24 protein-coding genes are annotated in these 26,323 nt (G+C 55.1%); 9 read left to right on the top strand and 15 right to left on the bottom strand.

The window, feature by feature from the left end:
• Positions 1 to 45: 45 nt before the first annotated feature.
• Both DW349_RS03750 and DW349_RS03745 read right to left on the bottom strand, forming a co-directional pair.
• Positions 46 to 1,698 carry a sensor histidine kinase gene (locus tag DW349_RS03750; protein ID WP_157954386.1) on the bottom strand — a complete coding sequence of 551 codons (1,653 nt, stop codon included), beginning with the start codon at positions 1,696 to 1,698 and terminating at the stop codon, positions 46 to 48.
• Positions 1,691 to 2,497: a response regulator transcription factor gene (locus DW349_RS03745; RefSeq protein WP_108126202.1), complete on the bottom strand. Its 807-nt coding sequence runs from the start codon at positions 2,495 to 2,497 to the stop codon at positions 1,691 to 1,693. The genes DW349_RS03750 and DW349_RS03745 overlap by 8 nt, the downstream gene beginning before the upstream one ends.
• 190 nt (positions 2,498 to 2,687) lie before the next feature.
• Between DW349_RS03745 and DW349_RS03740 the strand changes: the two genes are divergently transcribed.
• Positions 2,688 to 4,160 carry a hypothetical protein gene (locus tag DW349_RS03740; protein WP_198650523.1) on the top strand — a complete coding sequence of 491 codons (1,473 nt, stop codon included), beginning with the start codon at positions 2,688 to 2,690 and terminating at the stop codon, positions 4,158 to 4,160.
• Between the two features lie 11 nt (positions 4,161 to 4,171).
• A complete protein-coding gene (locus tag DW349_RS03735; RefSeq protein WP_108126201.1) occupies positions 4,172 to 4,852 on the top strand; it encodes a hypothetical protein in 681 nt (226 codons plus the stop codon).
• A gap of 55 nt (positions 4,853 to 4,907) precedes the next feature.
• Here the strand turns inward: DW349_RS03735 and DW349_RS03730 are convergent, their stop codons facing one another.
• Positions 4,908 to 6,092, bottom strand: a complete 1,185-nt coding sequence (locus DW349_RS03730) for a hypothetical protein (RefSeq protein ID WP_108126200.1) — start codon at positions 6,090 to 6,092, stop codon at positions 4,908 to 4,910.
• A gap of 160 nt (positions 6,093 to 6,252) precedes the next feature.
• On the opposite strand from DW349_RS03730, the gene DW349_RS03725 reads away from it, so the two are divergent.
• Both DW349_RS03725 and DW349_RS03720 read left to right on the top strand, forming a co-directional pair.
• Entirely contained in the window at positions 6,253 to 6,612 is a 360-nt protein-coding gene (locus DW349_RS03725) for a hypothetical protein (protein ID WP_108126199.1), read from the top strand.
• Between the two features lie 73 nt (positions 6,613 to 6,685).
• Positions 6,686 to 7,513, top strand: coding sequence for a 23S rRNA (adenine(2030)-N(6))-methyltransferase RlmJ (locus DW349_RS03720; RefSeq protein WP_108126198.1), 828 nt, complete (start codon positions 6,686 to 6,688; stop codon positions 7,511 to 7,513).
• Here the strand turns inward: DW349_RS03720 and DW349_RS03715 are convergent.
• Entirely contained in the window at positions 7,501 to 8,343 is an 843-nt protein-coding gene (locus DW349_RS03715) for a helix-turn-helix transcriptional regulator (RefSeq protein WP_108126197.1), read from the bottom strand. The genes DW349_RS03720 and DW349_RS03715 overlap by 13 nt on opposite strands.
• Positions 8,344 to 8,445: 102 nt before the next feature.
• Here DW349_RS03715 and DW349_RS03710 point away from each other — a divergent pair, with 102 nt between their 5' ends.
• Positions 8,446 to 9,867, top strand: coding sequence for an MFS transporter (locus DW349_RS03710; RefSeq protein WP_108126196.1), 1,422 nt, complete (start codon positions 8,446 to 8,448; stop codon positions 9,865 to 9,867).
• A gap of 419 nt (positions 9,868 to 10,286) precedes the next feature.
• On the opposite strand, the gene DW349_RS03700 is transcribed toward DW349_RS03710, so the two are convergent.
• Together DW349_RS03700 and DW349_RS03695 are read right to left on the bottom strand one after the other, a co-directional pair.
• Positions 10,287 to 11,174 (bottom strand): (2Fe-2S)-binding protein, encoded by an 888-nt coding sequence (locus DW349_RS03700; RefSeq protein WP_108126194.1) that lies wholly within the window; start codon positions 11,172 to 11,174, stop codon positions 10,287 to 10,289.
• A 7-nt stretch (positions 11,175 to 11,181) separates the two neighbouring features.
• Positions 11,182 to 12,156 carry an iron-siderophore ABC transporter substrate-binding protein gene (locus DW349_RS03695; RefSeq protein ID WP_198650522.1) on the bottom strand — a complete coding sequence of 325 codons (975 nt, stop codon included), beginning with the start codon at positions 12,154 to 12,156 and terminating at the stop codon, positions 11,182 to 11,184.
• Between the two features lie 191 nt (positions 12,157 to 12,347).
• Here DW349_RS03695 and DW349_RS03690 point away from each other — a divergent pair, with 191 nt between their 5' ends.
• The 4 genes from DW349_RS03690 (at position 12,348) to DW349_RS03675 (ending at position 16,830) form a co-directional block, all read left to right on the top strand.
• Entirely contained in the window at positions 12,348 to 13,253 is a 906-nt protein-coding gene (locus tag DW349_RS03690; protein WP_108126193.1) for an ABC transporter substrate-binding protein, read from the top strand.
• A 6-nt stretch (positions 13,254 to 13,259) separates the two neighbouring features.
• Positions 13,260 to 14,264: a FecCD family ABC transporter permease gene (locus DW349_RS03685; protein ID WP_108126192.1), complete on the top strand. Its 1,005-nt coding sequence runs from the start codon at positions 13,260 to 13,262 to the stop codon at positions 14,262 to 14,264.
• Complete coding sequence (locus tag DW349_RS03680; protein WP_108126191.1) at positions 14,261 to 15,304, top strand: FecCD family ABC transporter permease; 1,044 nt, start codon at positions 14,261 to 14,263, stop codon at positions 15,302 to 15,304. The genes DW349_RS03685 and DW349_RS03680 overlap by 4 nt, the downstream gene beginning before the upstream one ends.
• Positions 15,305 to 15,636: 332 nt before the next feature.
• Entirely contained in the window at positions 15,637 to 16,830 is a 1,194-nt protein-coding gene (locus tag DW349_RS03675; protein WP_108126190.1) for a multidrug effflux MFS transporter, read from the top strand.
• Between the two features lie 148 nt (positions 16,831 to 16,978).
• Here DW349_RS03675 and DW349_RS03670 read toward each other — a convergent pair whose 3' ends face one another.
• The 9 genes from DW349_RS03670 to DW349_RS03630 all read right to left on the bottom strand — a co-directional run bounded on the left by DW349_RS03670 (position 16,979) and on the right by DW349_RS03630 (position 26,316).
• Positions 16,979 to 17,647, bottom strand: a complete 669-nt coding sequence (locus tag DW349_RS03670; RefSeq protein WP_108126189.1) for a hypothetical protein — start codon at positions 17,645 to 17,647, stop codon at positions 16,979 to 16,981.
• Positions 17,648 to 17,833: 186 nt separating this feature from the next.
• Positions 17,834 to 18,211, bottom strand: a complete 378-nt coding sequence (locus DW349_RS03665; RefSeq protein WP_157954385.1) for a hypothetical protein — start codon at positions 18,209 to 18,211, stop codon at positions 17,834 to 17,836.
• A gap of 140 nt (positions 18,212 to 18,351) precedes the next feature.
• A complete protein-coding gene (locus DW349_RS03660; RefSeq protein WP_108126187.1) occupies positions 18,352 to 18,798 on the bottom strand; it encodes a hypothetical protein in 447 nt (148 codons plus the stop codon).
• Positions 18,799 to 20,118: 1,320 nt separating this feature from the next.
• Complete coding sequence (locus DW349_RS03650; protein ID WP_108126185.1) at positions 20,119 to 20,997, bottom strand: restriction endonuclease; 879 nt, start codon at positions 20,995 to 20,997, stop codon at positions 20,119 to 20,121.
• Between the two features lie 90 nt (positions 20,998 to 21,087).
• A complete protein-coding gene (locus DW349_RS17315) occupies positions 21,088 to 21,777 on the bottom strand; it encodes a hypothetical protein (RefSeq protein WP_157954383.1) in 690 nt (229 codons plus the stop codon).
• Between the two features lie 584 nt (positions 21,778 to 22,361).
• The gene (locus tag DW349_RS17310; protein WP_157954382.1) at positions 22,362 to 22,670 is read right to left on the bottom strand and encodes a hypothetical protein; all 309 of its coding nucleotides are present in this window, start codon (positions 22,668 to 22,670) and stop codon (positions 22,362 to 22,364) included.
• Between the two features lie 653 nt (positions 22,671 to 23,323).
• Complete coding sequence (locus DW349_RS03640; protein WP_108126183.1) at positions 23,324 to 24,280, bottom strand: ABC transporter substrate-binding protein; 957 nt, start codon at positions 24,278 to 24,280, stop codon at positions 23,324 to 23,326.
• Between the two features lie 4 nt (positions 24,281 to 24,284).
• Complete coding sequence (locus DW349_RS03635; RefSeq protein WP_108126182.1) at positions 24,285 to 25,274, bottom strand: iron-siderophore ABC transporter substrate-binding protein; 990 nt, start codon at positions 25,272 to 25,274, stop codon at positions 24,285 to 24,287.
• A gap of 115 nt (positions 25,275 to 25,389) precedes the next feature.
• Positions 25,390 to 26,316: a sucrase ferredoxin gene (locus tag DW349_RS03630; RefSeq protein WP_108126181.1), complete on the bottom strand. Its 927-nt coding sequence runs from the start codon at positions 26,314 to 26,316 to the stop codon at positions 25,390 to 25,392.
• Positions 26,317 to 26,323: the final 7 nt, after the last annotated feature.

Below are 26,323 nucleotides of genomic sequence, written 5' to 3'. Positions count from 1 at the left end.
CAGTGAGTGAACCCAGCCACCACTGTGCCCGGGTCTGGTTTCGACTCAGGACGAGGAGAAAGGTTCCGTGCCGGTATCGCGAAAATCTTCCAGCGCTCGGAAAGGCTCATTCAGACGGTCGAGATCCGGCTCCAGATCGAGATCGGACGAATCGTCGTCCAATCGTGACGCCGCCAGCGGTATGGCTACATCAAAGGCCACGCCGCGCACGTCCAGCGGCGTGAACACCAGTTCGGTGTCGCGGCGCCGACACTGCACTTGCAGCGCCCAGGCCGGTCGTCCGGGGTTTTCCGGATCGAGCCAGAGCGTTTTTCCGCTGCTGTCTCCCAACGCTAACCGATGCGGCTCGCTACGCCCTTGGGCGGCAATTTCCACTTCCACCGCCCGATGATCCAGTTGCCAGCGGCGTTCGTTGTTGAGCGTGCCGTCGGTGAGTTTGACTTGCGGTAACTCATCGACCATTTGAGTTTCAATCATATCGGTAACGACCCGGCCGTCTTTCAACGTGACCCGCAATGACAACCGCGCCGGCGTGTTTTCAATGTTGCGAATGCGCACCTGGCCTTCGTAGCCTTTGACGATTTCGCCGACAAAAAACAAACCCAATCCTTTGCCGTGATGTTCTTTCACACGACGCGTGGAATAGCCCAATTGGAACACGCGTTGTTGATCGTCAGCGCTGATCGGCGGGCCGCCATTAAACACACTCAAGTGCGCGTGCCCTTGCTGCTCACGCAGCGCAATGGCAATGCGGCGATGCTTGTGCCGGTACGGGCGTTTACCACTGAAAAACTGAGCGTTCTTCAATAGATTTTCCAACATCAATACCCAATGGTTTTCGTTGCCGAGCAAATTGCCGGTTGGCTCGATGTGTACATGAAACTGGCTGTCGTCCGACCATTGCAGCGGCAAGTCGCTTTGCAGTCGTTCGGAAAATTCAGTCGGTTTTTCCAGCATCGGTAACAGCGCCCGTTGCAGCGCCCGTACCGGTGAGAAATCCGGCTGCAAGGCCCAGGTTGCCGTTGCCTCGGCGTTGAGTTCGCGCTGGTAATATTGCTCTTCAAATTCGAACATTTGGTTGGCGATGTGCAGCGCGATGTTGTCGGCCGTTGCCAGGTCCAGCAAGTCCCACAGATAACGCAATTGCTCCAACGCATCGCCCGTCATACGGCGCGCCATATCGCCTTCGGGCAAGCCGGCGTGGGCCGCTTCGAGCGCGCCCTGAACTTTGTCGAAACTGATCACGCCGTTGTGGCGCACCTCAGCGGCGATGCTTTTGAAGTGCAAAAATTTTTCGTCGTATTCGATGTATTCCAACAGCTTGTCGCTGATGAATAATTTGAGTTTGTCAGCCTGGCCGGCGTGAGCGTGGGCCTTGCGTTGCAGTTGTTTGCGGCTGTCCCAGAGTTGATTGATTTCCCCGCGCAGCCGTTCGCGTTCGCGTTTGTGTCGTCGCTTATCGCGGCCGTAGCGATGCGCATCCCACCACAACAGCAAGGCGAAAACAGCCATCGCGGCTACTTTGTATTGCCACACAAAAATCTCACCCGTCAGGCCGTAATAGGCGGCGATATCCGGTTCGGTAGCGAGGAACAAATAGGTGATCAACCCCAGCGCAGCAAAACTGCTCGGCCAGCTGAAATGGATGGCTAATTTGGGTTGAAACGGACGATCAGTCGTTGAAGTCTTGTCAGTCATACGGCCTCCAGCAATAGGATTCCTCATCGCCAAAGGTGACGATGCCTTCACCTTGCCGACAGCGTTCGCTGAAGGCGTTTGGCTCGCCTTCGGCCTGGTCGAACGCGCGTCTTAGCGTGCGAATGTGCTGGCGATAATTGGCGTAGGAAAACCGCTCCGGGTCGGCATCGAGTTTGTCGACGATCTGGCGGGTCGATAACGGACTTGGCGCAGCTTCCACCAGAAAGCGCAAAATTTTTCGCGGCGTCGGCGCCAAGGGCCGACGCGCGTTGGTCGGGTTCATCAAACGAGTGCCACGCCAGAACACTTCCCAGGTGCGGGTGTCGATGCTCAGCGCGCCGCTGCGCAACGTATCGGCCGGATGCAACGGAGTAACCGTGCCGATGGCAGGTTGCTGATGCTGGCGCTGACGCAATACCGCACGAATGCGCCAACACAAGACGGCTTCCACATTGCGCTGGTGTTTGGCGATGAAATCCAGCGTGCCGTTTTGTTCGAACGCCTGTTGTTCGATGTCGGTGCCCGCGTGTTCCGACAAGTACAACACCGGCACCTCCGGCCAGCGTTTTTGCAACGCGCGCGACACCTGCAAACCCGCATGGCTGTTGCCACCCATGTGGGCGTCGAGCAACGCCACATCCGGCGGTGCATCCGTTGCGCGAATATGTTGGCAAGCGGCTTCGGCAAATTTGAAGGTGGTGACCTGGGTCGGTTCCACGCCAAAGTCAGTCGCTTCGAGCACCGGCTTGAAGCGATCGATCCAGTGACTTTGGTCTTCCACCCAGAGAATGCGTGTCATGGCGTTACTGCGGTTACTGCGTTGGTGGCCCAGTCTAGCATTGTAAAGACGCCGCTAGCGTGAACGGGTGCGCTGTTTTTGGTCACTTAACGCCGTACGAAACACCGAGCGCCTTTCTTCTCACAGATTTTTCACCGGCACCTCCCACACTCCGCCTCGTACCGAACAAACCCAACAAGAGGCACGCATTATGTTCGAACAACTGTTAATGATCTGGTCCGACTCAGCGGCAATTTCCGCCGCCATCTGGCTGGTATTGCTGGTAACCGTTTTGTATCTGGGCCGCCAACAAGCGCACCAGTTATTCGCCACCTTGGGACAGGCGATCTTCAACGCCATGCGCCTGGCGGCGTTTTCGGTGCGCGGCCTGGAACAGCGCCTGGTGCAGCGCAACCGCGATGTGTTGATCGCCCAAGGCCGGATTCAGGCGGAAAAAACCATTGAGCGCGAGTTCAATCGTGTCAGCACTCTGGTGGAACGCGACCTCGGTGCTTACCCGAAACTGCATCGCAAAATCGCCGATGCGATTGAGAAAATCGAAACCGATTATCAAGCGTCAACGCAAAACGCACCGCTGCCACCAGCCTGGTCGGAAGTGGTGGAAACCATCGCGGCTTTGCCGACCAACGGCGACCCGGCGATGAACAAAATCCTCAACAACATCAAGGACGCGATTGAGGAATCGCACCAGCAAACGCTGAAGGCGTATCAAAAAACCACGCTGGAACGGCATCGTCATCTGAGCACCATGCAGCCGCAATGGCGCACGCTGCAAAGCTCAATGGACAACGTGAAGAAAACGCTTGATGGCCTGGAAGAACGCACCCGCACCATCGACGGCCAGATGCAACGCTACGAAGCCATTCGCAAAGGCGAAGACCCGGCAATCAATGCGCTGACGTCGTCATCGATAACCCAATTTCTGATCGCCGGTCTTGTGTTGGTGATTGCCACCCTGGGCGGTTTGATCAACTTCCAGTTGATCGCGCTGCCAATGTCAGAAATGGTCGGTGCCACTTCGACCATCGGCGCCATGCGCACGTCCGACATTGCCGCGCTGGTGATCATTCTGGTGGAAATTGCCATGGGCTTGTTCCTGCTCGAATCGTTGCGCATCACCCATTTGTTCCCGGTGATTCATTCGATGGACGACCGGCTGCGTCGCCGCATGATCATCATCACGCTGACCATTTTGTCGGTTCTCGCCACCATCGAAGCCTCGCTCGCTTACATGCGTGATTTGCTGGCGCTGGACCGTTCTGCCTTGCAGCAATCGCTCGCCGGTGTCGCTGTGGTGGAAGCCCAGTTCCGCTGGATCCCGTCCATCGGCCAGATGGTGATGGGTTTCATCCTGCCGTTTGCGTTGGCCTTCGTCGCCATTCCGCTGGAATCGTTCATTCACTCGCTGCGTACCGTGCTGGGTCTGCTGATGGTCGGCGTGTTGCGCACCTTGCGTGTGACCTTGCGCCTGGTCGGCAGCCTGAGCCGTTATGCCTGCCAGATCGTCACTCATCTGTACGACCTGATCGTCATGGTACCGCTGGGTGTGGAACGGCTGATCAAAGCGCGCCGCGCCGACCATCGCCCGGAAGACGACTGGGACGACGCCCCGGCCATGCTGGAAAGCAAACGCATCCGCAACCAATCCACAGCCGACGTTTGAGGAGAGTCATCATGCGACTGCTGAACACCTTAACCACCCGCGGCCGCCTGGCGGTCGCCGCCCTGGCCGTCAGCCTGGTGCTGAGCGGCTGCGGCGAACCGCCGATCAAAAGCCGCGCCGTCTACATGTTGATGGACATTTCCGGCACCTACACCGAGCAATTGGACAAGGCCGAGAAAATCATGAACTACCTGCTGGCGACGCTGAACACTGGCGATTCACTGGCACTGGCGCGCATCGACAGCGCCAGCTTCAACGAAGAAGACATCATCGTGCAGGCCACTTTTGATGCCCGGCCGAGTGCCGCCAACGACCAAAAACGCGCCTTCCAGAAACAGATGCACGACTTCATCGCCAGTGTGAACGGCGGCAGTGCCTACACCGATGTCACCGGCGGCGTGATGCAGGCGGTCGATTATCTGAACGAAACCGAAGCCGGCGAAAAATACCTGCTGGTGTTTTCCGACCTGGCCGAAGACTTACCCGAAGGCCACATCCGCGACTTCCCAATCGACGTCGCCGGCATTCAGGTGGTGGCGCTCAACGTCACCAAACTGAACCGCGACAACATCGACCCACGCGACTACCAAACCCGGCTGGACGCCTGGCAGGCACGGGTGGTTGATGGCGGTGGCGAATGGCGGGTACTGAACGATTTAGAACGAATGGATCGCCTGATCGCGATGAACTGAACCCCAGTGGGTGTCTCCAGCAAGATCGCTTTACCGGCCGAAAGGCCGGTTTTTTTTATTCGAAATTGGCTTCGAAATAATCGCGACGATCCAGAACATCGCTGGCAGAAGTGGTGACGATGGCGTCAATCGACTGGCCCTGAAGTCCCTGACGTTCCAATTCAGCAAAGTAGTCGTAGAACTCAGCACTTCGGTCTTCAAACGACTTTCGATAGATCACATCAATGATATTGGGACGATAACCCCGGCCGTAATAGTCCGTCATTTTCTGTTCCGATACGGACTGACTGGGTACGCCATCCTCAACACCTAACTGAATGCTCCTTGAGGCAGCACCCTGCTCAAATGACAGGTTTGCCTGTACAGACTGCACTTGATCACTGTGACTCATCGCCGCCGCCTGGAAGGCTTCGACGTCAGCTTGAGTCACCGATTTGTCGTGATTGAACCGGCTCGTTAACGCATCAAAACTCACAGCTATTTCCTGAAGTGCCACAGCCTCTGCTTCGGTTAAGGCCGTGTCCGCCGAAAAATGAACCGCAACGGTTCGCTGCACACCCTGAAAGGCTACGGTATTGGTCACGTCCGCGACGGACATCGCCAAACGCACACGATTGCCACTGGCCAGGGTCACATCCAAACCAAAGTCGACATCATCCCGCTGTCGCACCGAGGTTTGCTCAAACAAACCGGGGTTACTGTACTCGTACTGCATGATTCCAGCCCGAGAGCTGAACTGCCCAACTTCAACCCGGGTAACAATTTCAGCGCTCTGACTGCCGGCCGACAAAGCCCCGACAGCGGTCAGCAATGCCGAGGCTTGTATGCCAGCCTGACCCGCCACATCCGCCACCGCCGTTAAGGCTTCTGTCTGCACTGCGGCGCCATTGTGTTTAGCGACCACTTGAGTAATGCGTTGATCTGACTTTATCGACGATGTCTGGTTTGGGTGGTCAGTTTGGACGAGCACACCCGGTTCCGGTTGATAGGACTTGTTGTCGTACATGTCCGGCTCATCAAGACCATTAGAGACCGGCTCTGTCGCAATGGTTACTACGACATCGCCATTGTCGTAGAGGCCATCTTCCATATTCGTGTGAAAATCCGCGACGAACTGGGTGTGCTCCGTCTCCGGCATGACGGTATTGCCTTGATACCAGTTCAGCCGTTGAACCAGTTGGTCATGAAAACGACGGACATCGGGATGTTGATTAAAAAAACTGTAGTAACGATCCATCATGGCCAGCCACTCCCCTGTAGCGATGGTCGAGGCGATTCCGTTCAAACCTCGGCGTAGCCTTTATATCGACCAACGAACCAAGGGCTTGAGTTCAATGGTTGACAGCACCGACCGCCCAGCCTAACTTAACGATAATAGTTCTCATTACAAGGACGAGACCATGACCCAGGCTGCCATTGGTTCCGCTGCGCTGCTGGCGCGCAAGATTCGCTTCGCGTCTGAGCCGGACAATACTGAGCTGTTGCGTCACTGGCTCAACGCGCCCTTGCCCGAACGGCTGCAAAGTCGGGCTGGACAACGCCATTACCACCGCCTGCAATATCAGTTGTTGCTGGAAACCATCAGCGATGAATTCGTGCCTGAAGGTTGGCGTTGCTGCTGCCTGGAATTCATTCATCAACCGCTGCAACAACTCGAACGGCTGGCGGAAACAACCGCAGAAAAACGCGAGGTGCGCGGCCTGTATTTTGAAGTCGCCATGATGAGCCGTTGCTGCCACCCGCCACAGACGTTGCACTGAACGGGCTGGCAGCGAGCCAGTCTTGCCCTTAGTATGCCGGCTCTGAATTTGCTCACTTGCCGAAGCCGCCGCCATGCTCAGTTATCGTCACGCCTTTCACGCCGGCAATCACGCCGACATGCTCAAACACCTGACGCTGGCGCTGTGTGCCGATTACCTGACGCGCAAGCCCAAACCGCTGGTCTATGTCGACACCCACGCCGGTGCCGGCGCCTATCGCTTGACCAGTAACCACGCGCAAAAGAAACGCGAATTTGAAACCGGCATAGGCGTGTTAAATAACGCGCCAAACCCACCCGAAGAAGTGCGATTTTTTCTCGACGCGCTGACCAAAACCGGCCTGGACTTAACACAGATGTATCCCGGTTCGCCGCTGCTGGCCGCCAGCTTGCTGAACTCCGATCACCGGCTGCAATTGTTCGAATTACACCCCAGCGATTTTCCGATTTTGCAGCAACAATTTCGCGGCGACCGGCGCGTGCGTTGTTATCAGCGCGATGGTTTTGATGGCTTGTTGTCGGCGATGCCGCCGAAGGAAAGACGTGCACTGGTGTTGATCGATCCGCCCTATGAAATCAAAACCGATTACGATCAGGTGGCCGAAACGCTGGCAACGGTGACGCGCAAATTTCCGCAACTGTGCGCGCTGGTCTGGTACCCCATCGCCCAACGCGAACGCAGCGATACCCTGGTGCGCAAACTGAAAAAGCTCAGCGCCGAATGGCTGGTAGCGGAACTGAATGTCGCGCCGGACAGCGACGACTACGGCATGACCGGCTCAGGCATGTTCGTACTGAATCCGCCGTATTTACTGGCGGAGCAATTGCGCAACTGTCTGCCCTGGCTCAGTCAGCAGTTGTCGGCCGAAGGGTTTTTCCAGCTCGACGCTCAGTCTGGCTGAGCCATCAGTTGGTGCAGTTTGGCGTCGGTGGCGTCGTCCTGCGGCATGTACACCATCATGCGGTCGCCATTGCGTGGCGCCGTCCACCAGTTCAACACCTGAAAGCGTAAGACGCCGAACTCGGGGTGGTTGGCTTCTTTGAGCATGTTTTCCACGCCGCTGATTTCATAGCGTTGCCAACACTCCCGAAATTCCTCGTTTCGCATCAGGCTGTCCAACCGTGCCTGCCAGGCCGGGTCGCCTTCGTGTGCGCTCATCTGGCTGCGAAACCGCCCCACCATTCTCGGCAACGCCACTTCGGCCTGAGTAAAACGACTGCGCAATTGGGCGTTGTTGAATGCGAGGAAAATGGAGTTGCGTTCGATGTCGTCCAAGTCGCCGAGTTTGAAGCCATAGAAGCGGTCGATGGCGGCGTTCCAGGCCAGATAGTCTGAGCGCGCGTTCTGCAGATACGCCGGGTACGGCAACAGTTTATCGAGCATCTTCTGGCAGGCTTCCAGCATCGGGTCGGCGTCGCCGGACTCGCGATTGGGCAGCGCCAGTTGCGCCAGACTGAACAGATGATCGGTCTCGGCCCGGTTGCATTGCAGCGCCTCGGCAATGGCGAGCAAGGTCGCCGCCGACGGCCGCACCTCCCGACCTTGTTCCAGCCAGGTGTACCAGGTGGTGCTGACGTTCGCGAGTTGCGCCACTTCCTCACGCCGCAAACCCGGCGTGCGACGACGGCCCTGGCGCGGCAGGCCAAGACGGATCGGGTCGAGACTCTCGCGGCGGCTGCGCAGAAAGTTGGCCAAAGCCTGGCCGTGGATCGATTGAGCGGCGGTGGTCATGGCAGTTCCTGTTAGTTTTGATACCAGGATAACTGCTTACTGGTACCTGTTTAACACGGCGCCGATAATGCGCGACCTTTCGGTGTGAATCAAGGAACCTGAATGACTGCAACCACGTCTCAACGTCTGGGCCGGCTCGGCCTGTTATTACTGTTGTGCGGGCAGATGCTGCCCCTAATCGATGTCTCCATTATTAATGTGGCGCTTAACACCATCAGCGCCAGTCTCAATGCCAGCCAGATTGAACTGGAATTGCTGATGAGTGTTTACAGCCTGGCACTGGCGTTAACGCTGGCGTTCGGTGGCCGCAGTGGCGACCGTTTCGGCCGCCGCCGGATGCTCAATGTTGGTGTGGCGCTGTTTGGTTTGGCGTCGCTGTTCTGTGGCCTGGCGACCAACATTCCCTGGCTGCTGACCGGCCGTTTTCTACAGGGTGTTGCCGGCGGACTGATCATCCCGCAGGTGTTGGCGACCATTCACGTGTCACTCAGTGGCCGGGCGCATTCCAACGCTATTGGCATCTTTGGCGCGGTCATTGGCCTGTCGTTTTTGATCGGTCAGATTCTCGGCGGCTGGATCATCGCAGCGGACATCGCTGGCAGCGGCTGGCGCGGAATTTTTCTGGTCAACGTGCCGGTGTGTCTGCTGGTGTTGTTGCTCGGCCCGCGCTTTATTCCGCAAACGCGATCCGGGCAGCCGGCGGGTTTTGATGTTAGTGGCACCTTGCTGTTGGCGCTTGCCATCGCTGCCATTCTGTCACCTCTGGCGATTGGACCGCTGCTTAATTGGCCGCGCTGGTGTTTCGTCTTGATGCTGATCGGCTTTGCGCTGTTGCCGCTGTTCTTCCAACTGGAACGTCGCAAAGAACAGCAAGGCCGCTGGCCGCTGATTCCGCCATCGTTGATGCAAACCGGTTCGGTTCGTTTTGGTCTGGTGCTGGCGTTGTTCTTCTTCACCTACGTCAGCGGCATGATGTTTTGCCTGGCACTGAGTTTCCAAATGGGCCTGGGCATGACGGCGCAGCAATCGGGCGATGCCTTTATCGCCTGTGGCATTGCCTTCTTTGTTGCGTCCTACGTCAGCGCCCGCATCACCGCTCGCCTGGGTTTGCTGAACACCCTGTTGTTCGGATGCGTGCTGACGCTGTTGGGATTGGTCTGGCTGCCGCTGGCCCTGGCCGCCATCTGGCCGCAGCCGGATGCAGCGCAATTGATTGGCAGTACCGCCTTGCTCGGTTTTGGTCAGGCGTTGGTGCTGGGCAGTTTCTTCCGCATTGGCTTGTCGCAAGTGCCTGCCGAACAAGCCGGCAGCGCCTCAGCGGTGTTGAGTACGGCGCAACAGATTTGTCTGTGTTTCGGCCCGGCGTTTTATGGCCTGGTGGTGCATCAGATGGGTTTGACGGAGGGGTTACTGGTGGGGCTGACTGCGGCTTTCCGTTTGCAACTCGTTGCCATTGCCGCGCTGGCGTTCGCTACGTTGGTCTACATCCGGCTGCAACGACGGGCCGCAACCGGCGCCGTGTGATACCGGAATCAGAACGCGCTGATGCCTTGTTGCCAGAACTGCGCAATCGCAATCGAGGCGGAAAACAGCGCGCTGACGCACAGCAATGACAGCAGTTTGATTTTGATGTCCATAACGCAGTTCCTTGGCGCAAAAGGCGACCGGTAAAAAAGACCGGCCGGGATGCATGTTCGCCCACCCATCCCGGCCGGCAACCATTCAGTACCCCAGCTTCCTGCTCCGCTTCAGCCAGACCCGATCACGACAGAGGGAGAGTAAACGGGAAATCACAGCGGGGTCGTCCATGTTCGGCGGTATGCGGACCGTGCTCCTAACCGCCGACTGGGTACTGAATCGACCTTCGAAAATGATATTAACGATAATTATTATCATTTGCAAAGAGTAATTTGTGATCAGTTCCACATTTCAGACTGAAGGTTTCAATCGTGCGCGTGATGACGCAAATGGTTGCGCAACCGTTCATCGCGTTCGTCCGGTTTGATCAACACACAGGTCGCGCACAGATGGCCGCTGTCGGCGGTGTAATAGCGGCAGCAACCGCCACGGGCGCGGTAGGTGCGACGAATCGGCTGGCCTGGCTTGCTGGGATGATCGACCGCAATCTCCACAAACCCGGTTTTTGAATTGTGGATGGCCGCCAGCGGATCGGCGATCAAGGCGTCGGCCTCGGCACAAGCCTGCGCTTCCAGATTGATCGCCTGACCGGTACTGAGAAAGGCGCCAGCCAGCGAATCGGCCACGATGCGCCATTGGGCGCCCTGGCTCAGCTTGCTGATCGATTTCAGCCGTGCAATCAACGGCTCGAACATGACTTCCAATTGGGCATTCAACTGGGCGCGCAACGCCTGCGCAGACGCCACTCCGAAGCCGCCGTGGGGCAACTCGCCGTGTTGGTCGGTCCAGAATTGTTCGCTGAGAAAGCGCCAATCGATGGCTTGATAGGTCAGGGTCTCGCCGCCGTGCTGATACGGCACCTGACGGGTGCGAAACGCCAGACGATCGGGCTGCAACAGCGGCACCTGACGCCCCAACATCAACAGCGGCGCCAAGACGATCAACACATAGTGCGCCACGCCACCCAGCAAAAAGGCAACCTGGCCTTTGGCGTCGAGACCCGGACAACGTTCGGCTTCGCCCGCCAACAGCGCATCGCGTAACGGCGAGTGTTCCGACAGCAAATCGGCATACGCCACCCATTCGCCGTCCAGCGGACCGACATCAGATTGCAGATGTTCGGATACCGACGCCATCCGGGCCAGCGAATCGGCCAGACTGGGCACCCAATGCAAACGCGCGACGCGGGCCATATTTACCTCACTGCGCCGACGACGGCACAAGGGTGCTGGGGTCGCCATCGACCGCCAACGCCAGTTCCGGCACCAGTTCGTCCAACACGTAATCCAGACTCAGCGGGCTGAAAAAGGAATAGGCACCGGCCAGCAAATCGCCGACAAAAATCTCCCGGCCTTGCTGATAGGCGCGCAACGTCGGTCGCAGTGTCAGGGCGTCGCTGGTTTTCAGTGCATCGCCGCCGGACAGCCAGATCAAGGCATCGACGTCCAACAAATCGATGCGTTCTTCACTGAAGGAGGCGTAAAAGGCGTCGCCGGCGATGTCGTCGTACGCCGCCGGAATGTCAAAGCCCAGACGCACCAACAACCGGCTGCGCAAATCGCTGGAGGTGTAAGCGCCAATGTCGCCGTTGTAATAGAAGGCAACAGCGGCGGTTTTGCCGTGGAATTCCGGGTGGCTGTCGCGCAGCGCGTCGATGCGGGCATCGAGTCGGTTAACGAGAGCGTCGGCCTGTTCAAACTGGCCCAGCGCCTTGCCAATGGTGCGGGTGCGCACATCCCACGGCACGCCGTAATCGATGTACTCGCCGGACTGCGGCAAGGTCGGCGCGATGCGGCTTAATTGTTGGTATTCGCGCTCGGTCATGCCGGAAGAGACGCCGATGATCAGATCCGGCTGCAACTCGGCAATGGCTTCAAAATCCAGATCGCGCGAACCCAGCACCACCGGCTGAGCATCGCCCAATTCATCTTGCGCCCAGGGCCAGGTGGCGTACGGCATGTCGCCGTACCATTCGCGCACCGCTACCGGCTTCACGCCGAGCGCCAGAATATCGTCCTGATCGCTGAAACCGACCGACACCACCCGCACCGGTTCGGCATTAATGGTGGTACTGCCGTACTTATGTTCCAGCGTGACCGGAAAGGCGGATTCGGCTCGGGCAAAGCCCGACAACAGTAACGAAACAACAACGACAACGCGCAGCGCAAAAGACACAGGCAGACTCCAAAAATCGGGGATTGAGCGCCAACCCGGAGGCGGCATTTCAGGCTTGGAAGCGATCTAAATAGTATTGAAAATGAGAATTTCTATCAATAGTATGTCCGCTCTTTGCGCCGGCCCGCCGCGCGCGCCATCGCACCCGAAACCCTGACCAACCGACTTACGCAACCCAACCAGAGGACGCCATGTTCACGCTCAAACACGCCCTACCGTTGCTCGCCGTCTGGGGACTGGCACAAGCCGAACCCATCACCATTGAGCACGCGCTCGGTACTGCCGAACTGGACACTCCGGCGCTGCGCGTCGTCACGCTTTACCAGGGCGCGACCGATGCCGCCGTGGCGCTCGGCATCACGCCGGTAGGCGTGGTGGATTCCTGGGTGGAAAAGCCGATGTACGAATACCTGCGTGACGATCTGGCCGGTGTGCCGCACGTCGGTTTGGAAACCCAACCGAACCTGGAAGAAATTGCGGCGCTGCATCCGGATGTGATTATTGCCGCCAAGATGCGTCACGAAGCGGTCTACGATCAGTTAAACCAAATCGCCCCGACCATCGCTCACGAAACGGTTTTCCAATTTAAGGAAACGCTTGATCTGGTCGCCGCCGCGACCGGCAAACAGGCCGAAGCCGCCGCCTGGCACGAGCAATGGAACGCCCGCATCGCCGAATTCCAACAACGCGTGCGCACGCTCGATGGCATTCACTGGCCGCAACAAGTGGCGTTGCTGAACTTCCGCAACGACCACGCGCGCATTTATTACTCAAGTTTCGCCGGCAACATCCTGAACGAACTCGGTTTTGAACGACCGGCGGCGCACCGCGAAGACGTCTGGGGCGTGAAGCTGACGTCCAAAGAAAGCATTCCGGCGATGAACGCCGATGTGTTCTTCATCTTTATGACCGAGACCGACCCGACGGTGATGGAAAACTATCAGGAATGGACCAGCCACCCGCTGTGGAACACCCTCGATGCGGTGCGCAACGGCCAGGTGTATCGCGTCAACGAAGTCGACTGGAACATGGGCGGCGGCCCGATTGCCGCCCAGCGCATGGTCGATAGCGTGTTCGAACATTACGGCCTGGACTGACGCCACTTGCTGACGTCGACCGTCGCAAAATCGCTGGCGTTGCTGGCCTGTCTGGCGCTGGCGCTGGCAACCGGTTTCGCCAGCATCGCACTGGGCCAGACGGCGATGTCGCTCGACACCGTGCTGCACGCCCTGTTCGCTTACGACGACACGGTGGTGAACCACATCATCGTGCGCGCCAACCGGCTGAACCGGGCCGTGCTGGCGTTGTTGGTCGGCTCGAGTCTGGCCATCTCCGGCGCCTTGATGCAGGCGTTAACGCGCAATGCGCTGGCCTCGCCAAGCCTGTTCGGCATCAACGCCGGAGCGCTGTTTTTTGTCGCGCTGGCGTACACTTTTCTGTCGCTGACGTCGGTCAGCCAGTTCATCGGGTTCGCGTTTTTGGGCGCAGCCGTCGCCAGTGTGTTGGTGTATTTGCTCGGCATGAGCGGGCCGGCCGGTTTATCGCCTGTGCGCATCGTGCTCGCCGGCGCGGCGATGACGGCCCTGTTCGTCGCCTTCACCCAGGGCTTGCTGATCCTGAATCAGGAAAGTCTCGAAGGCATTCTGTATTGGCTCGGCGGTTCGGTCGCCGGCACTTCGTTCGCAACGATGACACCCTTTGTGCCATTTTTTATCGCCGCGCTGCTCGTCACCGCGCTGCTGGTGCGGCAAGTCAATGTGATGATGCTCGATGAAACGGTGGCGCGCAGTCTCGGCCAGCGTGTGCTGGCAACGCGTTTGGCGTTGGGCGCGGTGATTGTTGTATTGGCGGGCGGTTCGGTGGCGTTGGCCGGGCTGATCGGTTTTATCGGTTTGATCGTGCCGCACTTGGCGCGGGGGCTGTTTGGCCGCGATCACCGCTGGGTGTTGCCCGCCTCGGCGCTGTTGGGTGCCAGTCTGCTGCTCGGTGCCGATACGCTGTCGCGCTTTATCGTGCCGCCGCAGGAAATACCGGTTGGCGCGTTAACGGCTTTGGTTGGTACGCCGTTTTTCATCGCCGTCGCGCGCAAACGCAGCCCCGCCTTATGACGTCTCAACGGTCGCACTGGATAGTCCGCAGCCGCCATGAACGACTGGCGTTTGCCCTGCACCGCTCGACGGTGATTGGCTGTCTGATATCGCTCGCGGTCTTACTGCTGTTGTTCGGCATTTATCTGTGCCTGGGTTCGAGCTATTTATCGCCCGCCGATGTCGCAGGGGCGATTTGGCAACCCGACACCAGCGAGCACCGCTTTGTCGTGCAGACGTTGCGGCTGCCACGCGCCCTGCTGGCGTTGATGGTCGGTGCCGGTTTGGGCGTCTCCGGCGCCATCTTGCAGCGATTGGTGCGCAACCCCTTGGCGTCGCCCGACATCGTTGGCGTGACCGATGGCGCGGCCGTCGCCGCTGTGTTGTTTCTGGCCTGGGGCACGGCGCTGAGCCTGGACTGGTTGCCACCACTGGCGATAGCCGGCGCGCTGCTGAGTTCCGGTCTGATCTACGCGCTCGCCTGGCGCGGCGGCGTCTTGCCGATCCGGCTGGTTCTGGTCGGCATCGCGCTAGCTGCAGCGCTCAAAGCCATCACCACGCTGGTGCTGGTGATGAGTCCGTTATCGACCACGGTGCGCGCTTACGTCTGGCTCACCGGCAGTCTGTACGGCGCACAATGGCAGGACGTTTGGGGCCTGCTGCCCTGGACCGCAATCCTGCTGCCCGCCACCTGGCTGCTGGCGCGACCGCTGAGCGTGCTGACCTTGACGGACAGCCAAGCGGTTGGCCTCGGCCTCGCGGTCAACCGTTATCGATTATTGCTGCTGTTGTGCAGCGTCGGCCTGGCCGGATCGGCCGTCGCGTTCGCCGGCGGCATCGGCTTTGTCGGTTTGCTGGCACCGCATCTGGCGCGTGGGTTGACCGGCCGCACCCTCAACGGGCAGTTGTTCGGTTCCGCCTGCACCGGCGCTGCGCTGGTGTTGGTCGCCGACCTGATCGGTCGCACACTGTTCCTGCCGCAAGATTTGCCCGCCGGTATTTTTGTTTCCGCCGTCGGCGCGCCTTTCTTTATCTACCTGCTGTATCGACGCCGTCATTAATTCATCATCCGTTGTCGATACCGTGCCCCGCCAAACGATTACTCTTCAGCCACGGTAGTAACCCTATGGAGCGGCACACGGATGTGCCGCCGCCGGGCATCGCCCGGGCGGGAGCCTTGGCAACACCAGAAGATCCACGCATCTTCGCCAGAGTTGCCAAGGCGTGTGTTTCATTCAGCAGGGAGACCGAATGAAACACTTAGATCAAAAATACTTAGATAAAGAGTGACCTTCGGGACATTCGCCACGAGCGGCAAATCGTTAAACTCTATAAATGACCGCAGTAGTCCCGACACGTCTCGTCGGGGCATGAACCTCCAAAGGAACACCCAGTGAACACCGACCTATTCAAAACAGCTCTGATTTTGGGGTTGATGGGCGCTCTTGGCCCATTTGCCATCGACATGTACCTACCGGCGATGCCAACCATCTCCGCCGATTTGGCCGCTTCAACCTCGGCCACCCAAGGCACGCTGATGTCGTTCTTCGTCGCCTTCGGTTTATCGCAATTGTTCTACGGCCCGGCATCGGATGTGTTCGGCCGCAAGCCGCCGTTGTATTTCGGCCTCGGCTTGTTCGCCGTTGCGTCCATCGGCTGCGCTTTGGCACCGAGCATCGAATGGCTGATCGCCTTGCGCTTCTTCCAGGGCGTGGGCGCGGCCGCCGTGATGTCGATTCCGCGCGCCGTAATTCGTGACCGCTACACCGGCGCAGCCGCAACGCGCTTAATGTCGACCGTCATGTTGGTGATTTCCGTCGCCCCGATGCTGGCACCGATGATCGGCAGCGCCGTCATCATCCCGTTCGGCTGGCGCGCGGTGTTTGTCGCTTGCGCCCTGGTGACCATCGTCAGCGTCAGCGCCGCCGTATTCGGCTTGCCGGAAACGCTGGCACCGGCCGACCGCGCGCCATTCAAATTCCGCAACATGCTGCGCGCGTTCAAAACCCTGTTCGCCGACCCCGGCTTTATGGGCCTGACGCTGATCGGCGGCATGGGCATGGCGAGTTTCTTCTCGTTCATCTCCATCGCCTCCTTCCTGTACACCGACTACTACGGCCTGAACCCCTTCCAGTTCAGCCTGTTCTTCGCGGTGAACGCATTGGGCTTTTTCGCCTCCAGCCAGGTCGCCGCCAACCTGGGCAACCGCTTCGGCTCCATCGCCGTAGTGAAATGGGCCGTCGCCGGCTACGGCACCTCGGCCGGCTTGCTGCTGTTGTTCGTACTGCTCGGTTGGGACGCCTTCCCGTTACTGGTCGCCATGCTGGCCCTCACCTTCGCCTTCCTCGGCCTGGTGATTCCAACCTCCATGGTGCTGGCACTGGAAGAACACGGCCCGATTGCCGGGACCGCTGCGTCTTTGGGCGGCACCTTGCAAATGGTGCTGGGCGCCGTCGCCATCGCCATCCTCAGCTCGCTGTTTAATGGCACGCCGATTACTTTGGTGGCAGGTATCGCAACCTGCGCCGGTATAGCGGTGTTGTTGTCGGTGCTGACGTTGAAGTCGGTTACGCCTGTGCCTGCTTGATTAGGTGGGGTGATGATTAAAAAGCCGGGCTTTGCCCGGCTTTTTGTTGGTTGGTTATTTGGGTTTCCCGGTTGAGCGCATACAGCCGAAGGGTCAGGTCTTTGTATATAAGATAAAGGCGAGCAATAAGGTGGGCATCCCATTTACTTTAACCAGCCACTTCCAATCCAGTAAATTTGAGGGTGTCGTTCCCAATATCAAAATACAAAAAATAACTTCCCTCTGGGCATTCTTCGCCGCTTACTAAATCTAAATACTTCATATTCGAATTTGAACCGTAACTTATGATTAAAATGCTTTCATCTATCTTCAATCTATACATGTAATAGCACCCGTCATTTTCAATCTCGACATCCCTTTCAACGACATCAGAGTGCCTAAGTTCATCCAAATCCAATAACACCAACAACTGATAGAGACTTGGGTGAAAGCTGGCAGTATCAATATTTGCCAATTCAATAAAGTCGCGCCTTGAAATGCTATTGTTGTTTAACGCCAATCTTTCAGCTAATTCATCATTCCTTCTAATAAACATGAAATTTGAAGTAGGGAAATCAAAAAAATCTGACATCTTCTCAGCGCTTTTCTCTTCAAAGGCTGTCTTCATGTACAGGAGCCGATTAATGACTGTTTCGGAATTGCTATTATTGTAGGCAAGCTGCTGATCGACAGATGGTTGCTGAATTTCCTGACCACTCTCTGCTTCGGTGAATGCACTATTGTCTGAGGCTTCGGAAACAGTGCAAGTGATGAGCAGTACTATCACTCCAAGGCGTAATTGCGCAGCAATACTTTTATAAATAGATCGTTGTTGCATATGGATTATCCTTAATCCTGTGACTTTGGCGGTTAAGTAATACACTTAGACTATATAAAGGACAAGTCTTTAGGAGCTTCCACTAAAGTGGGTGTCCTGTTTACAGGACTGGTCGGAAAGTGCGCAGCAGAAAACGCTTTAACTAGCAGTACACCCACCGTAACCCAATTGATAGATTAAAGCCTGCTAAGCTTTTACTTCAGCAGCGTACTTATAGATTGTTCGATAGCCCCATACACTCGATTTCGACCCAATTCTAAGATCACTAATTTGATGCTTTATTTCATCAACTAGTCCTTTTTCTAACTTGCTCAATAGATTCCCCTCGACTTTTAGTTCGTTATTTTTAAATACATCTATATGCAATAACGCATATTCTAGAATACTCAATCCTATCGGAATCTCGCTTTCTTTTGTTGTAGCCAAATTTATGATCCCGCCATAGAAGTACGAACGTTTGCCTCCGATCTTTGAAATAAGCATGAGTGGAACAAAAAGTCCATCATCTCTTTCAACCCATGAAAAATCACCTTCATTCAAGTTTGCTGTGCTTCTTGGAATCAAACGAACTCCCTCTTGTTTCTTTACTAGCTCGTTTTATGGCTGGGTTGGAGTGTAGCGAAAATATAATCTCACAAAGAACATTAGACACACCTCATAGATCATCGGATAGATTTCAAGGAGACTTAGCTAAGGTGGGCGTCCTATTTATTGCTGTGCTCATATTGCGCCATAAGCTTCTCAAGAGTTTGACGCTCACCATCACTTGCAACTGAACCAAAATCTGCAAGCACTCCAGCAATAAGATAGAATTCTGTCTCGCTCTTTATCCGCCCACACTTCAAAATACGCTTATATGAAGAAGAGTAACGGCGGCGGATCTCTGAAAATGTAACAATTCCTTCAGCCCTAAGAGCCGCATCCAACTTTTGGATGATCTCAAGCCGTTGATCACTTAACTCTTCTACAGTGTCATTCACCGCTTGCTTTAGGCCTTCGAGCGCCTTTGATTTCCCATATTCCTCAACTATTCGTTTACCAACATTTGTTGGGTGAACCGGGTCAGCCGGGTCAATTCCGTAGATATTGGTTGAGTAAAAATCGAGATACGCGTGCAACTCTGCGTACTCTTTCTCACGTTCTGGGGACATTTTACGCGCCATTTTTCTTACCTAACGCCGGACCAAAAGGACACCCATCTTAACGATTTACCTTGCTGGGTGTCCTATTAGCTTCTTGTTATGCCCTATTCCCCAGAAGATTGTATCTCTAAGCCTTCTAGCGAAGGCGTTATCTGTACTCGGTTCCGACTGCCTACTTCACCGTAATCTAGGATGAACGCAGCATTCAGACCATTTGCTACCCTCGAGAAAGAGGGAGCAAGCAACCCCGACAAACGAAATAGACTCTGCTCTGGCAGCTCGTCAAACCCAGAAACAGCGATGTAGACCGTATGCGTGACCTCGGAGGTGGGGTAACCAGCACTGCCAGGTATATCGCTCACCTGCAGGATACGCACACTCAGGTCATGGCTGCGGACCTCACCTAGGACTTCGATTCGATTGAGCAGGTAGATCAAGTCTTCGTTGGTTACTTTTTCAACCACTATCGCCTGAGCACAAACCGTGGGTGCAATTAGTATGATGAGCAGGAGGTGTGTTAATCGAATCCGCATTGGAGGTTTGGACCATATAATAGTTTATCCATTGTCACATACGCCTCTTATTTGGGCGCGGCCTTGGATTCACGTTACCACGGTGTTTTGCTCCAGCCCAGTGGCTATCATATTTCCCCGCATGACTAAGGAGTAACCGGACACCCACCATAGCCCTGTAGGTTACCCACACCAGGAAATGCCTAAGGGGCTATCGTTTCGACTACAAGATCATTTGGAACGCATGGATTAGACCGGTCGGCAAGTGCGCAGAGGAAAACGCGGTCTGATAGATGATTCCCTAACGCCGATTCTGGAGCAATCAAATATCGATCCTGAAAAGTGGCTCTGCACATCAACTCACTTAGAAAGTTCATTTAAAAGCTTTGTTGGCTCAACACATTCGCTGATTTGCGCATCTAAGAAGCTTGGCTATCGACGAACACCAGGGCGTTCGGCCTCAGTGCTTTTGACTTAATAAAATATTCTTAAAATTACCACCAACTGAACTTCTTCAGTAATTTCTTATGCCTGAAATCCGGCAATAACGCTGCACGTACACCTAAGATTAGCGTCGAACGAATTAACCATTTATTTCGCACCTGAAACACCTTGCAATGTCATCGCTTTAAGCATGTTTTCGCTACAGTGGGTGCCCTGTTTACTAATTTTAGCGCTAACATCTGATTCTCTCTGGTATTCCTGAGCTCAGAATTCAGCCTCAAAAAAAACCATATTCATTTAGAGTCTTTGCCAAATATTGCATTAATTTATCTCTTCTACAGTGCCTAGGAACACTTGACAGCTTATTAGGTTTCTATAAATTAATATTTATAGGGTTCTCATTACGATCAAACAGAACCTTACCTTTGATTAATTTTTGAGCAATCCATTCCAGCTTTTTAACATATCTATCTTCCTTGTCTTTGTATGTTATTAATGTCATAAATATTACCGACTCTTTAAAATCTAAAAAAATTGTATAGTCAATGGAATTTCCCATCAGCGGCGCTTCAATTACACGCATTACTACCGTACAGTCTTCTCTCTTAATTGTATCGATATATTCCATTTTAAGTTGTTGATAGTGCTGTTCTGCTGCTAGTTTTTGTTTATCCAAGAGCGTAGCTAGATCTGGCCACTCTTTATTCTTATGGCTAAAAGATAAAGAAATAAAACCTTCCCTTTCAAATGCTTCTTGCTGCGACAAACCTGCGGGATAAAAAACCGCCGGTGATGGACCTCTACCAGAGGCATCGACTACCCAACCATCAGGCGCAGTTACAAGGGCACATTCTGAGAGTGAATATGGTATCGCCATAAATCCTTGAAAATCATCAAGGTCATCAAAGCTAATTATTCTTAATTCTATGTCTTGCGTATCGTAAGTAGCCCTATTGTAAGCAGCTTCAGAATATCCATTGTTTGTAATAAGAACGCCCTTGCTTGCTTTAAGATCCAAAAGAAAGCTTATGAACGACTCTACATCTTTAACATCTACTTTTTTATTAAAATATTTACAATCAACAATAATTCTCAACTCAAAACCTGCAATACTACCCTCAATAAGGATGTCTATTTGCCGTTGAGTCTTTGATATATACCCTTCGCGCTTAACGTCATGCTGGATAGATGTTCCAGGAAATAGATTTTGGAAATGCTTGGTTATATATATTTCGTATTCACGCCAATCCATGAGTGTTCCTTGAAAACCTAACGTTTAAGCTGTGAGGCGCAAACGAAGCGCAGCTCAGTTTGCGTCCGAACGATCGCATTGTTATGCATTTTATTTACCAATGTGCTTTCTGCGGTCTTTTTCAATTTCAATGCAAAACGCCTCGGGCTCGATCATTTCATGAAAATCAGTTTCGAAAGTGGTAATCATGCGATTCAGGCAACCGATAAATTTGTGCGCGTTATCTGCGGTTTCTCTAATCAGGTCGCCTTTTTCAATACCAGCATCTCCGCTTTCTTCAACATATCGTTGCGTCGCAACACCGCCGTCATGCTCATAGACGTGACGGCGAAAGAACATCTTTTTTACGAACGCACGATCTGCTGTCATTCCCTGTAGTAAGTTGATATCAAAACAATCACTCAAAATATTTTCGAACTTATCTAGGTTATGAAACAGCAATCTCTCTAGCTGGTTCCTTCTTGATTCTTTCATAGGTACATGTGAAATCAACTGAACCACATAATCACGTGCAGCTGAATCAAACTCTGAAACGGATTGCTTAATCGCGTCAGAAGGAGATAAGTCGCCACTCACTAATCGATCCCTGATTTGTTCTAAAGCAACACGTTGTTGTTCTGCTGAATTTCTCCATCCACACGAAGAACAATATCCATACTTCCCGCGGATATCATTGTAACTATTACATGCAGAGCATCTAAATTCGGTTTGTTGGGCTGTGGATGTGTAGTAAAAATCCGGCCTTGGATCATCCGTTATCGAATCAGCCAAAGCATCCATATCAATAATAACTTCCTTAGTTGAGTCTGCTTCTGCCTCGTATATGGCAGTGTGTAGCGACTCAACATAGTGTGAAATATATGACTTCTGAGGTGATGTTAAAAAATGATACGACTCTGCTCTTACGCCACAATAAGGACAAGTTAACGGAAATCTCGAAGGGATACTTTCGGATCGAAAATGTTTTTTGCAGCTAGGACACTCATGGCCAAACCTTCCCTGTGAGTCTGATGCCATCATCACAGCGATACAGTTGGGAAAAGGAGGCGCATTCCAAGGATCCCCCATGCCTCTCATCACTATATTTCCACACGCAAACCCATCTGGGTGAGCATAGATTCCGACAAGACTTGCAGGTCTCGGGGACGAGTGAGAGTAACCGATTTGATATCGGACATGCCCTTGTGCATCACAAACGATAGTGAATGCAACTTTTCCACCCGTATGCCCAATTTCGCTAAAGTCCTTTCTAGTCATTTCGTATCTTCGTATTTGATGTAGATGCATAACGCCTTGCTAAGGGGCCGCAACTTGTTTGCGGTCCCGCGGAGGGCCATAGGCCAGGAGTGCCTTTGAGCAACTGGTTATGAGTGTTTTGCTTTGGCATAGCGGCGATACCTGATTAAAACGAGCACAGGAAATAGAAATAAAGACCAAGCCAATGACAAGACCACGACAAACGGCCCTACTGAGAGCACCCCACCTGAAAGCTCAAAGTTAAACACCAGTGCCGTAGCAACAGACAATGCCAAGCATATTAATGCCATGCGAATGGGAGGTAGTGAAAACCAATCAGGGAGCCAAAGGCTAGATAACCCCCAAAACAAAATAGCAGGAAAAATAGCTAAGCCCGAAATTGCTAAATAAATACTAACTAAAATCACTACATCCATTTTGTTGCCATACTCCAAGGACACAGCTACTCATAACAGCTTATTCATTGTCACTCACGCCTCATATTTAGGCGCAACCTTGGTTTCTCGTAACCATGGTGTTTTGTTCCACCCCAGCGGCCATCATCTATCCCGGAATGGTTGAAGACTTATTACCGCTGACATCAACTCCAGAGATACCGTCCCAACTGATGCCCATTCCGTATATCTATGTCTACCAGGACGCATATCTCGGTTTTTAGCCGGAAAATGCGTCGCACCAACGGCGGCGTTTTTCCACTAACAGAGCATCAAGCTAACAAGGTAGCTGCATTAATTCCTTCAAAACACGAGCTTTGCTTGCAATCACCGCCTACCCGCAATGAGCAACGCCATTACCACTAAGCTCTTCGCGATAAACACGCTACCGCCCAGCAGATTATAAAGCACACCAATAGCTTTGCTTGTCTTCAGGCGAAACCTTCGATGCTCCTACGACTACCCCTATATGTGATCAAGTTCAAGGTCAGCTGACGCGGATGTGTCCGCTTAGATGAAGTGAACGATGGTCGAAGAACATGAACCACCATCCTTGGCAGCAACAGCCCCAACAGAACAGCAAAAAGCCGGGCAAAGCCCGGCTTTTCAATATCACTCAAAACCTTAACCCACCCTCAAGGCCTAGCCTCCCACTCCCGCCCAACAATATGCGTAGTCAACAAATCCAAATTCAGTTCCAACGCACTGAACGCATAACCAAAACTGGCGTAGGGAAAAAACAACACCTGGCCTTCACGACAAGCGAACAGTGCTTGGCACCAGCCGGGGAAGAAGTTGTTGAGGCCGGCGCGGACGGGGGCGGGGCCGTCTTCGGGGGTGCTGCCGTAGAAGTTGATTAGGAAGTCGGCGTCGAGGTCGATCAGGCGTTCTGGGCTGAGGGCGATTTGGCGTTCGTCCATTTGGGCGATCCAGTCGGGTAACGCCAGGCCCAGGTCGTCGAGGGCGACGGTGAGTGCGCCGAGGTCGCGGTACACATAGAGTGCATCGCCGGCGGGGAAGGAGAACGTTACGCTGATCTGCGGTTTTGTTTCCAACGCATCGAAATATCCCCGCGCCTGCGCGAGTTTGCGGGCGTAGTTGTCGGCCAGGCGTTGGTAGTTGGCTTGCTGGCCGCTGATTTCCGCGAGCCGTTGCATGCCGTCTTTCATCGGGTATTCATTCGGGTCGATCACCACCGTGGGCGCGATGCGCGACAGCGGTTCGGCCTGGGCTTCGATCATGGTGACGATTAAATCTGGCTTGAGCGCGGCGATGCGTTCGTAATCGAGGTCGCTGTAGGTACCTACAAATTCAATGCCGCTGTTGGCGTAGGTGATGCCCAACAGATCCGGCACGGCGCGCATGTACGGCTGGCCTTGGGCGTCCAGTCGGCCGGCGCTGCCGACCAGCGGCGTGCCCAGTTCCAGCAGCGGCAAGGTGAGGCGGTTGTCGTTTTGCGAGACGACGCGTTTGGCCTGCACCGGAATGCTGACGGTGCGGCCGGCGGCGTCTACAACGCTGCGCATCTCGTCGGCCCAGGCGACAGTGCACAACAATAAGGTGAGCAGTGTCGATGCGACTCGAATGCGCATGGCGTTACTCCGCTTCCGGGACGAGGGTGTTCGGGTCGCCGTCAATCGCCACTTCGATTAGCGGCACCAGCAAATCGACCGCGCGCGATAGGCTCAACAGTGTGCCGTAGGACAACGCGCCGTTGCGCTCGGAAGTATCCGGCAAGAAGATTTCCCGGCCTTCCTGATGGGCGCGCAGTTGTGGGCGCAGCGGCAATTTTTCGATCTGCGCGCGCGATTCGGGTGAGGTGTACCAGAACAGCAAATCGGCATCGATGCGCGGCAATTCTTCTTCCGACAGCGTGATGTAGAACTGGCCCGGCTCGGTCATGGCCTCGACTTCCGGCGATACCGTCAACCCCATGGCAGAAATCAGCGCGACGCTGGTGTCGTCGGCCGAATAAATGCCGACGCTGTTGTTCCAGTAAGTGCCCATGGCGAAGGTTTGGCCTTGCCATTCCGGGTGTTCGCTGGCGGCGGCGTCGAGCTTGGCGCGCACCTGTGCGATGCGGGTTTCCACTTCGTCCGACTTGTTCAGTACCCGGCCGACCAGTCGAGCGCGCTCGTCCCAGGTGAGCGAGTAATCGCCCTCACCCGGCGGTACGGCAACGACCGGCGCGATCTTGCTCAACTGGTCGTATTCCTGATCGGTAATGCCAGAGCGAATGGCGATGATGACGTCCGGCTCGGTCGCGGCAATTTGCTCGAAATTCAGTTCACCGCTCAGCACTTGCGGCTCGGCCGTGACCAGCGGCTGTGCCCAAGGCCAGTAAGTGTTGTCGTACTCGCCAAACCAGGCCCGGACGGTCAGCGGCTGAAAGCCCAATGCCAGCAGGTTGTCGCCGCCGGCGTAATCGACCGAGGCGACGCGTTGCGGCTGGGCGGGAATCACGGTGGTGCCGAATTTGGTGTCCAAACTTAAGGGGTATTGGGTGTCGGCCTGGGCGCTGAACGCCGCCAGACCAAACGACAGAATGGCGGCCAGAGGCGCCAGCCGGGAGAACCGAATGCTCATCTTGTAATCCTTGTGAATGCGTTAAAGTCTCAAACAGTAATGAGATTAAATCTTATTTACTTTAGCGCGATTTCACCCGGGCAACCAGCGTTCGGTTGAATGTGGACGGACTGTCTCAGCGGGGTTCGACGCTCAGCGCTTGCACCACCACCGGCTGCCAGGTGGCGTGGGCAATGGGCGCAATGGCGTCGTCGATGTCGGCACAGGTGCCGTAACGGTGGGAGGTGATAGGTTCCAATTCGATGCGCAGTTCGCCCGCAGCCGCTTCGGTTTGCCAGCGTACCTGATAGCGAACCTGGCCGTTTGCCAGTGGCGTTTCGGTCAGAATTTCGATTTGGTTCGGTTCAATGCCGTCGGTCTGCAATTGGTTGCGCGCGGCGATATCGACAATCTGGGCGACCGAACCAAGCGTGCCGTCGCCGCGATAACTCGGCAAAAACGGCTGGTCGCGGCGTTCGGATTCGAGCAACGCCAACGCCTGTTCCGGTTCGATGCGGCCGTACTTGCGCAACGCCGGAAACACCAATGCCGACGACGCCAACCGGCAGCCGCCCAAGTGCGTGCTCTGCCAGATTTCGAATTCACCGGGAAACGCATGGCTCGCCAAATCCAGCGCTTTGAAGCCGGCGTTGCCGAATTTGGCGCAGCATTTGTCTTTCACGCCGTGGGTGCAACACAGCATCACGCGGTGTTTTACCGGGCCGACTGACCAAGGTTCCAACGATTGGTTTTGCTGCACGGCCGCCAGGAAATCGGCCAGTTGTTCGGCGGGAATATCGAACGCCTGTTGTTCGGGCATTAAATAAGCGCGGTGCACGCCGTCCGGTTGATCGGCCCGGTGCATCAGGTTGACGCGACGGCCGGATTCGACCAGTTGCCGCACGGCATCGGATACCTCGGGCGTCATCGTTTTGGCTTGATGATAGGTGCGTGTCCACTGGCCGATCGGCCAGCTCAGCAGCAAATTCTGGTTCGCGTGTTCGGCCGTACCCGCCAGCGGTTCTTCGACGTCACGACTGTACTGCGCGCAAAATTCCGTCATTTCACAC

This window comes from Saccharospirillum mangrovi (genome assembly GCF_003367315.1).
GTDB classification, from domain to species: domain Bacteria; phylum Pseudomonadota; class Gammaproteobacteria; order Pseudomonadales; family Natronospirillaceae; genus Saccharospirillum; species Saccharospirillum mangrovi.
Note: the sequence above shows the minus strand (reverse complement) of the source record. Positions and strands in the feature narration are given on the sequence as shown.

What these genes read in the sequence shown, in the direction of transcription:
- DW349_RS03750 (WP_157954386.1), bottom strand. Translation starts at nt 1,698, where the DNA reads ATGACTGACAAGACTTCAACGACTGATCGTCCGTTTCAACCCAAATTA.
- DW349_RS03745 (WP_108126202.1), bottom strand. Translation starts at nt 2,497, where the DNA reads ATGACACGCATTCTCTGGGTGGAAGACCAAAGTCACTGGATCGATCGC.
- DW349_RS03740 (WP_198650523.1), top strand. Translation starts at nt 2,688, where the DNA reads ATGTTCGAACAACTGTTAATGATCTGGTCCGACTCAGCGGCAATTTCC.
- DW349_RS03735 (WP_108126201.1), top strand. Translation starts at nt 4,172, where the DNA reads ATGCGACTGCTGAACACCTTAACCACCCGCGGCCGCCTGGCGGTCGCC.
- DW349_RS03730 (WP_108126200.1), bottom strand. Translation starts at nt 6,092, where the DNA reads ATGATGGATCGTTACTACAGTTTTTTTAATCAACATCCCGATGTCCGT.
- DW349_RS03725 (WP_108126199.1), top strand. Translation starts at nt 6,253, where the DNA reads ATGACCCAGGCTGCCATTGGTTCCGCTGCGCTGCTGGCGCGCAAGATT.
- DW349_RS03720 (WP_108126198.1), top strand. Translation starts at nt 6,686, where the DNA reads ATGCTCAGTTATCGTCACGCCTTTCACGCCGGCAATCACGCCGACATG.
- DW349_RS03715 (WP_108126197.1), bottom strand. Translation starts at nt 8,343, where the DNA reads ATGACCACCGCCGCTCAATCGATCCACGGCCAGGCTTTGGCCAACTTT.
- DW349_RS03710 (WP_108126196.1), top strand. Translation starts at nt 8,446, where the DNA reads ATGACTGCAACCACGTCTCAACGTCTGGGCCGGCTCGGCCTGTTATTA.
- DW349_RS03700 (WP_108126194.1), bottom strand. Translation starts at nt 11,174, where the DNA reads ATGGCCCGCGTCGCGCGTTTGCATTGGGTGCCCAGTCTGGCCGATTCG.
- DW349_RS03690 (WP_108126193.1), top strand. Translation starts at nt 12,348, where the DNA reads ATGTTCACGCTCAAACACGCCCTACCGTTGCTCGCCGTCTGGGGACTG.
- DW349_RS03680 (WP_108126191.1), top strand. Translation starts at nt 14,261, where the DNA reads ATGACGTCTCAACGGTCGCACTGGATAGTCCGCAGCCGCCATGAACGA.
- DW349_RS03670 (WP_108126189.1), bottom strand. Translation starts at nt 17,647, where the DNA reads ATGCAACAACGATCTATTTATAAAAGTATTGCTGCGCAATTACGCCTT.
- DW349_RS03660 (WP_108126187.1), bottom strand. Translation starts at nt 18,798, where the DNA reads ATGTCCCCAGAACGTGAGAAAGAGTACGCAGAGTTGCACGCGTATCTC.
- DW349_RS03650 (WP_108126185.1), bottom strand. Translation starts at nt 20,997, where the DNA reads ATGGATTGGCGTGAATACGAAATATATATAACCAAGCATTTCCAAAAT.
- DW349_RS17315 (WP_157954383.1), bottom strand. Translation starts at nt 21,777, where the DNA reads ATGGATGCTTTGGCTGATTCGATAACGGATGATCCAAGGCCGGATTTT.
- DW349_RS17310 (WP_157954382.1), bottom strand. Translation starts at nt 22,670, where the DNA reads ATGGATGTAGTGATTTTAGTTAGTATTTATTTAGCAATTTCGGGCTTA.
- DW349_RS03640 (WP_108126183.1), bottom strand. Translation starts at nt 24,280, where the DNA reads ATGCGCATTCGAGTCGCATCGACACTGCTCACCTTATTGTTGTGCACT.
- DW349_RS03635 (WP_108126182.1), bottom strand. Translation starts at nt 25,274, where the DNA reads ATGAGCATTCGGTTCTCCCGGCTGGCGCCTCTGGCCGCCATTCTGTCG.
- DW349_RS03630 (WP_108126181.1), bottom strand. Translation starts at nt 26,316, where the DNA reads ATGACGGAATTTTGCGCGCAGTACAGTCGTGACGTCGAAGAACCGCTG.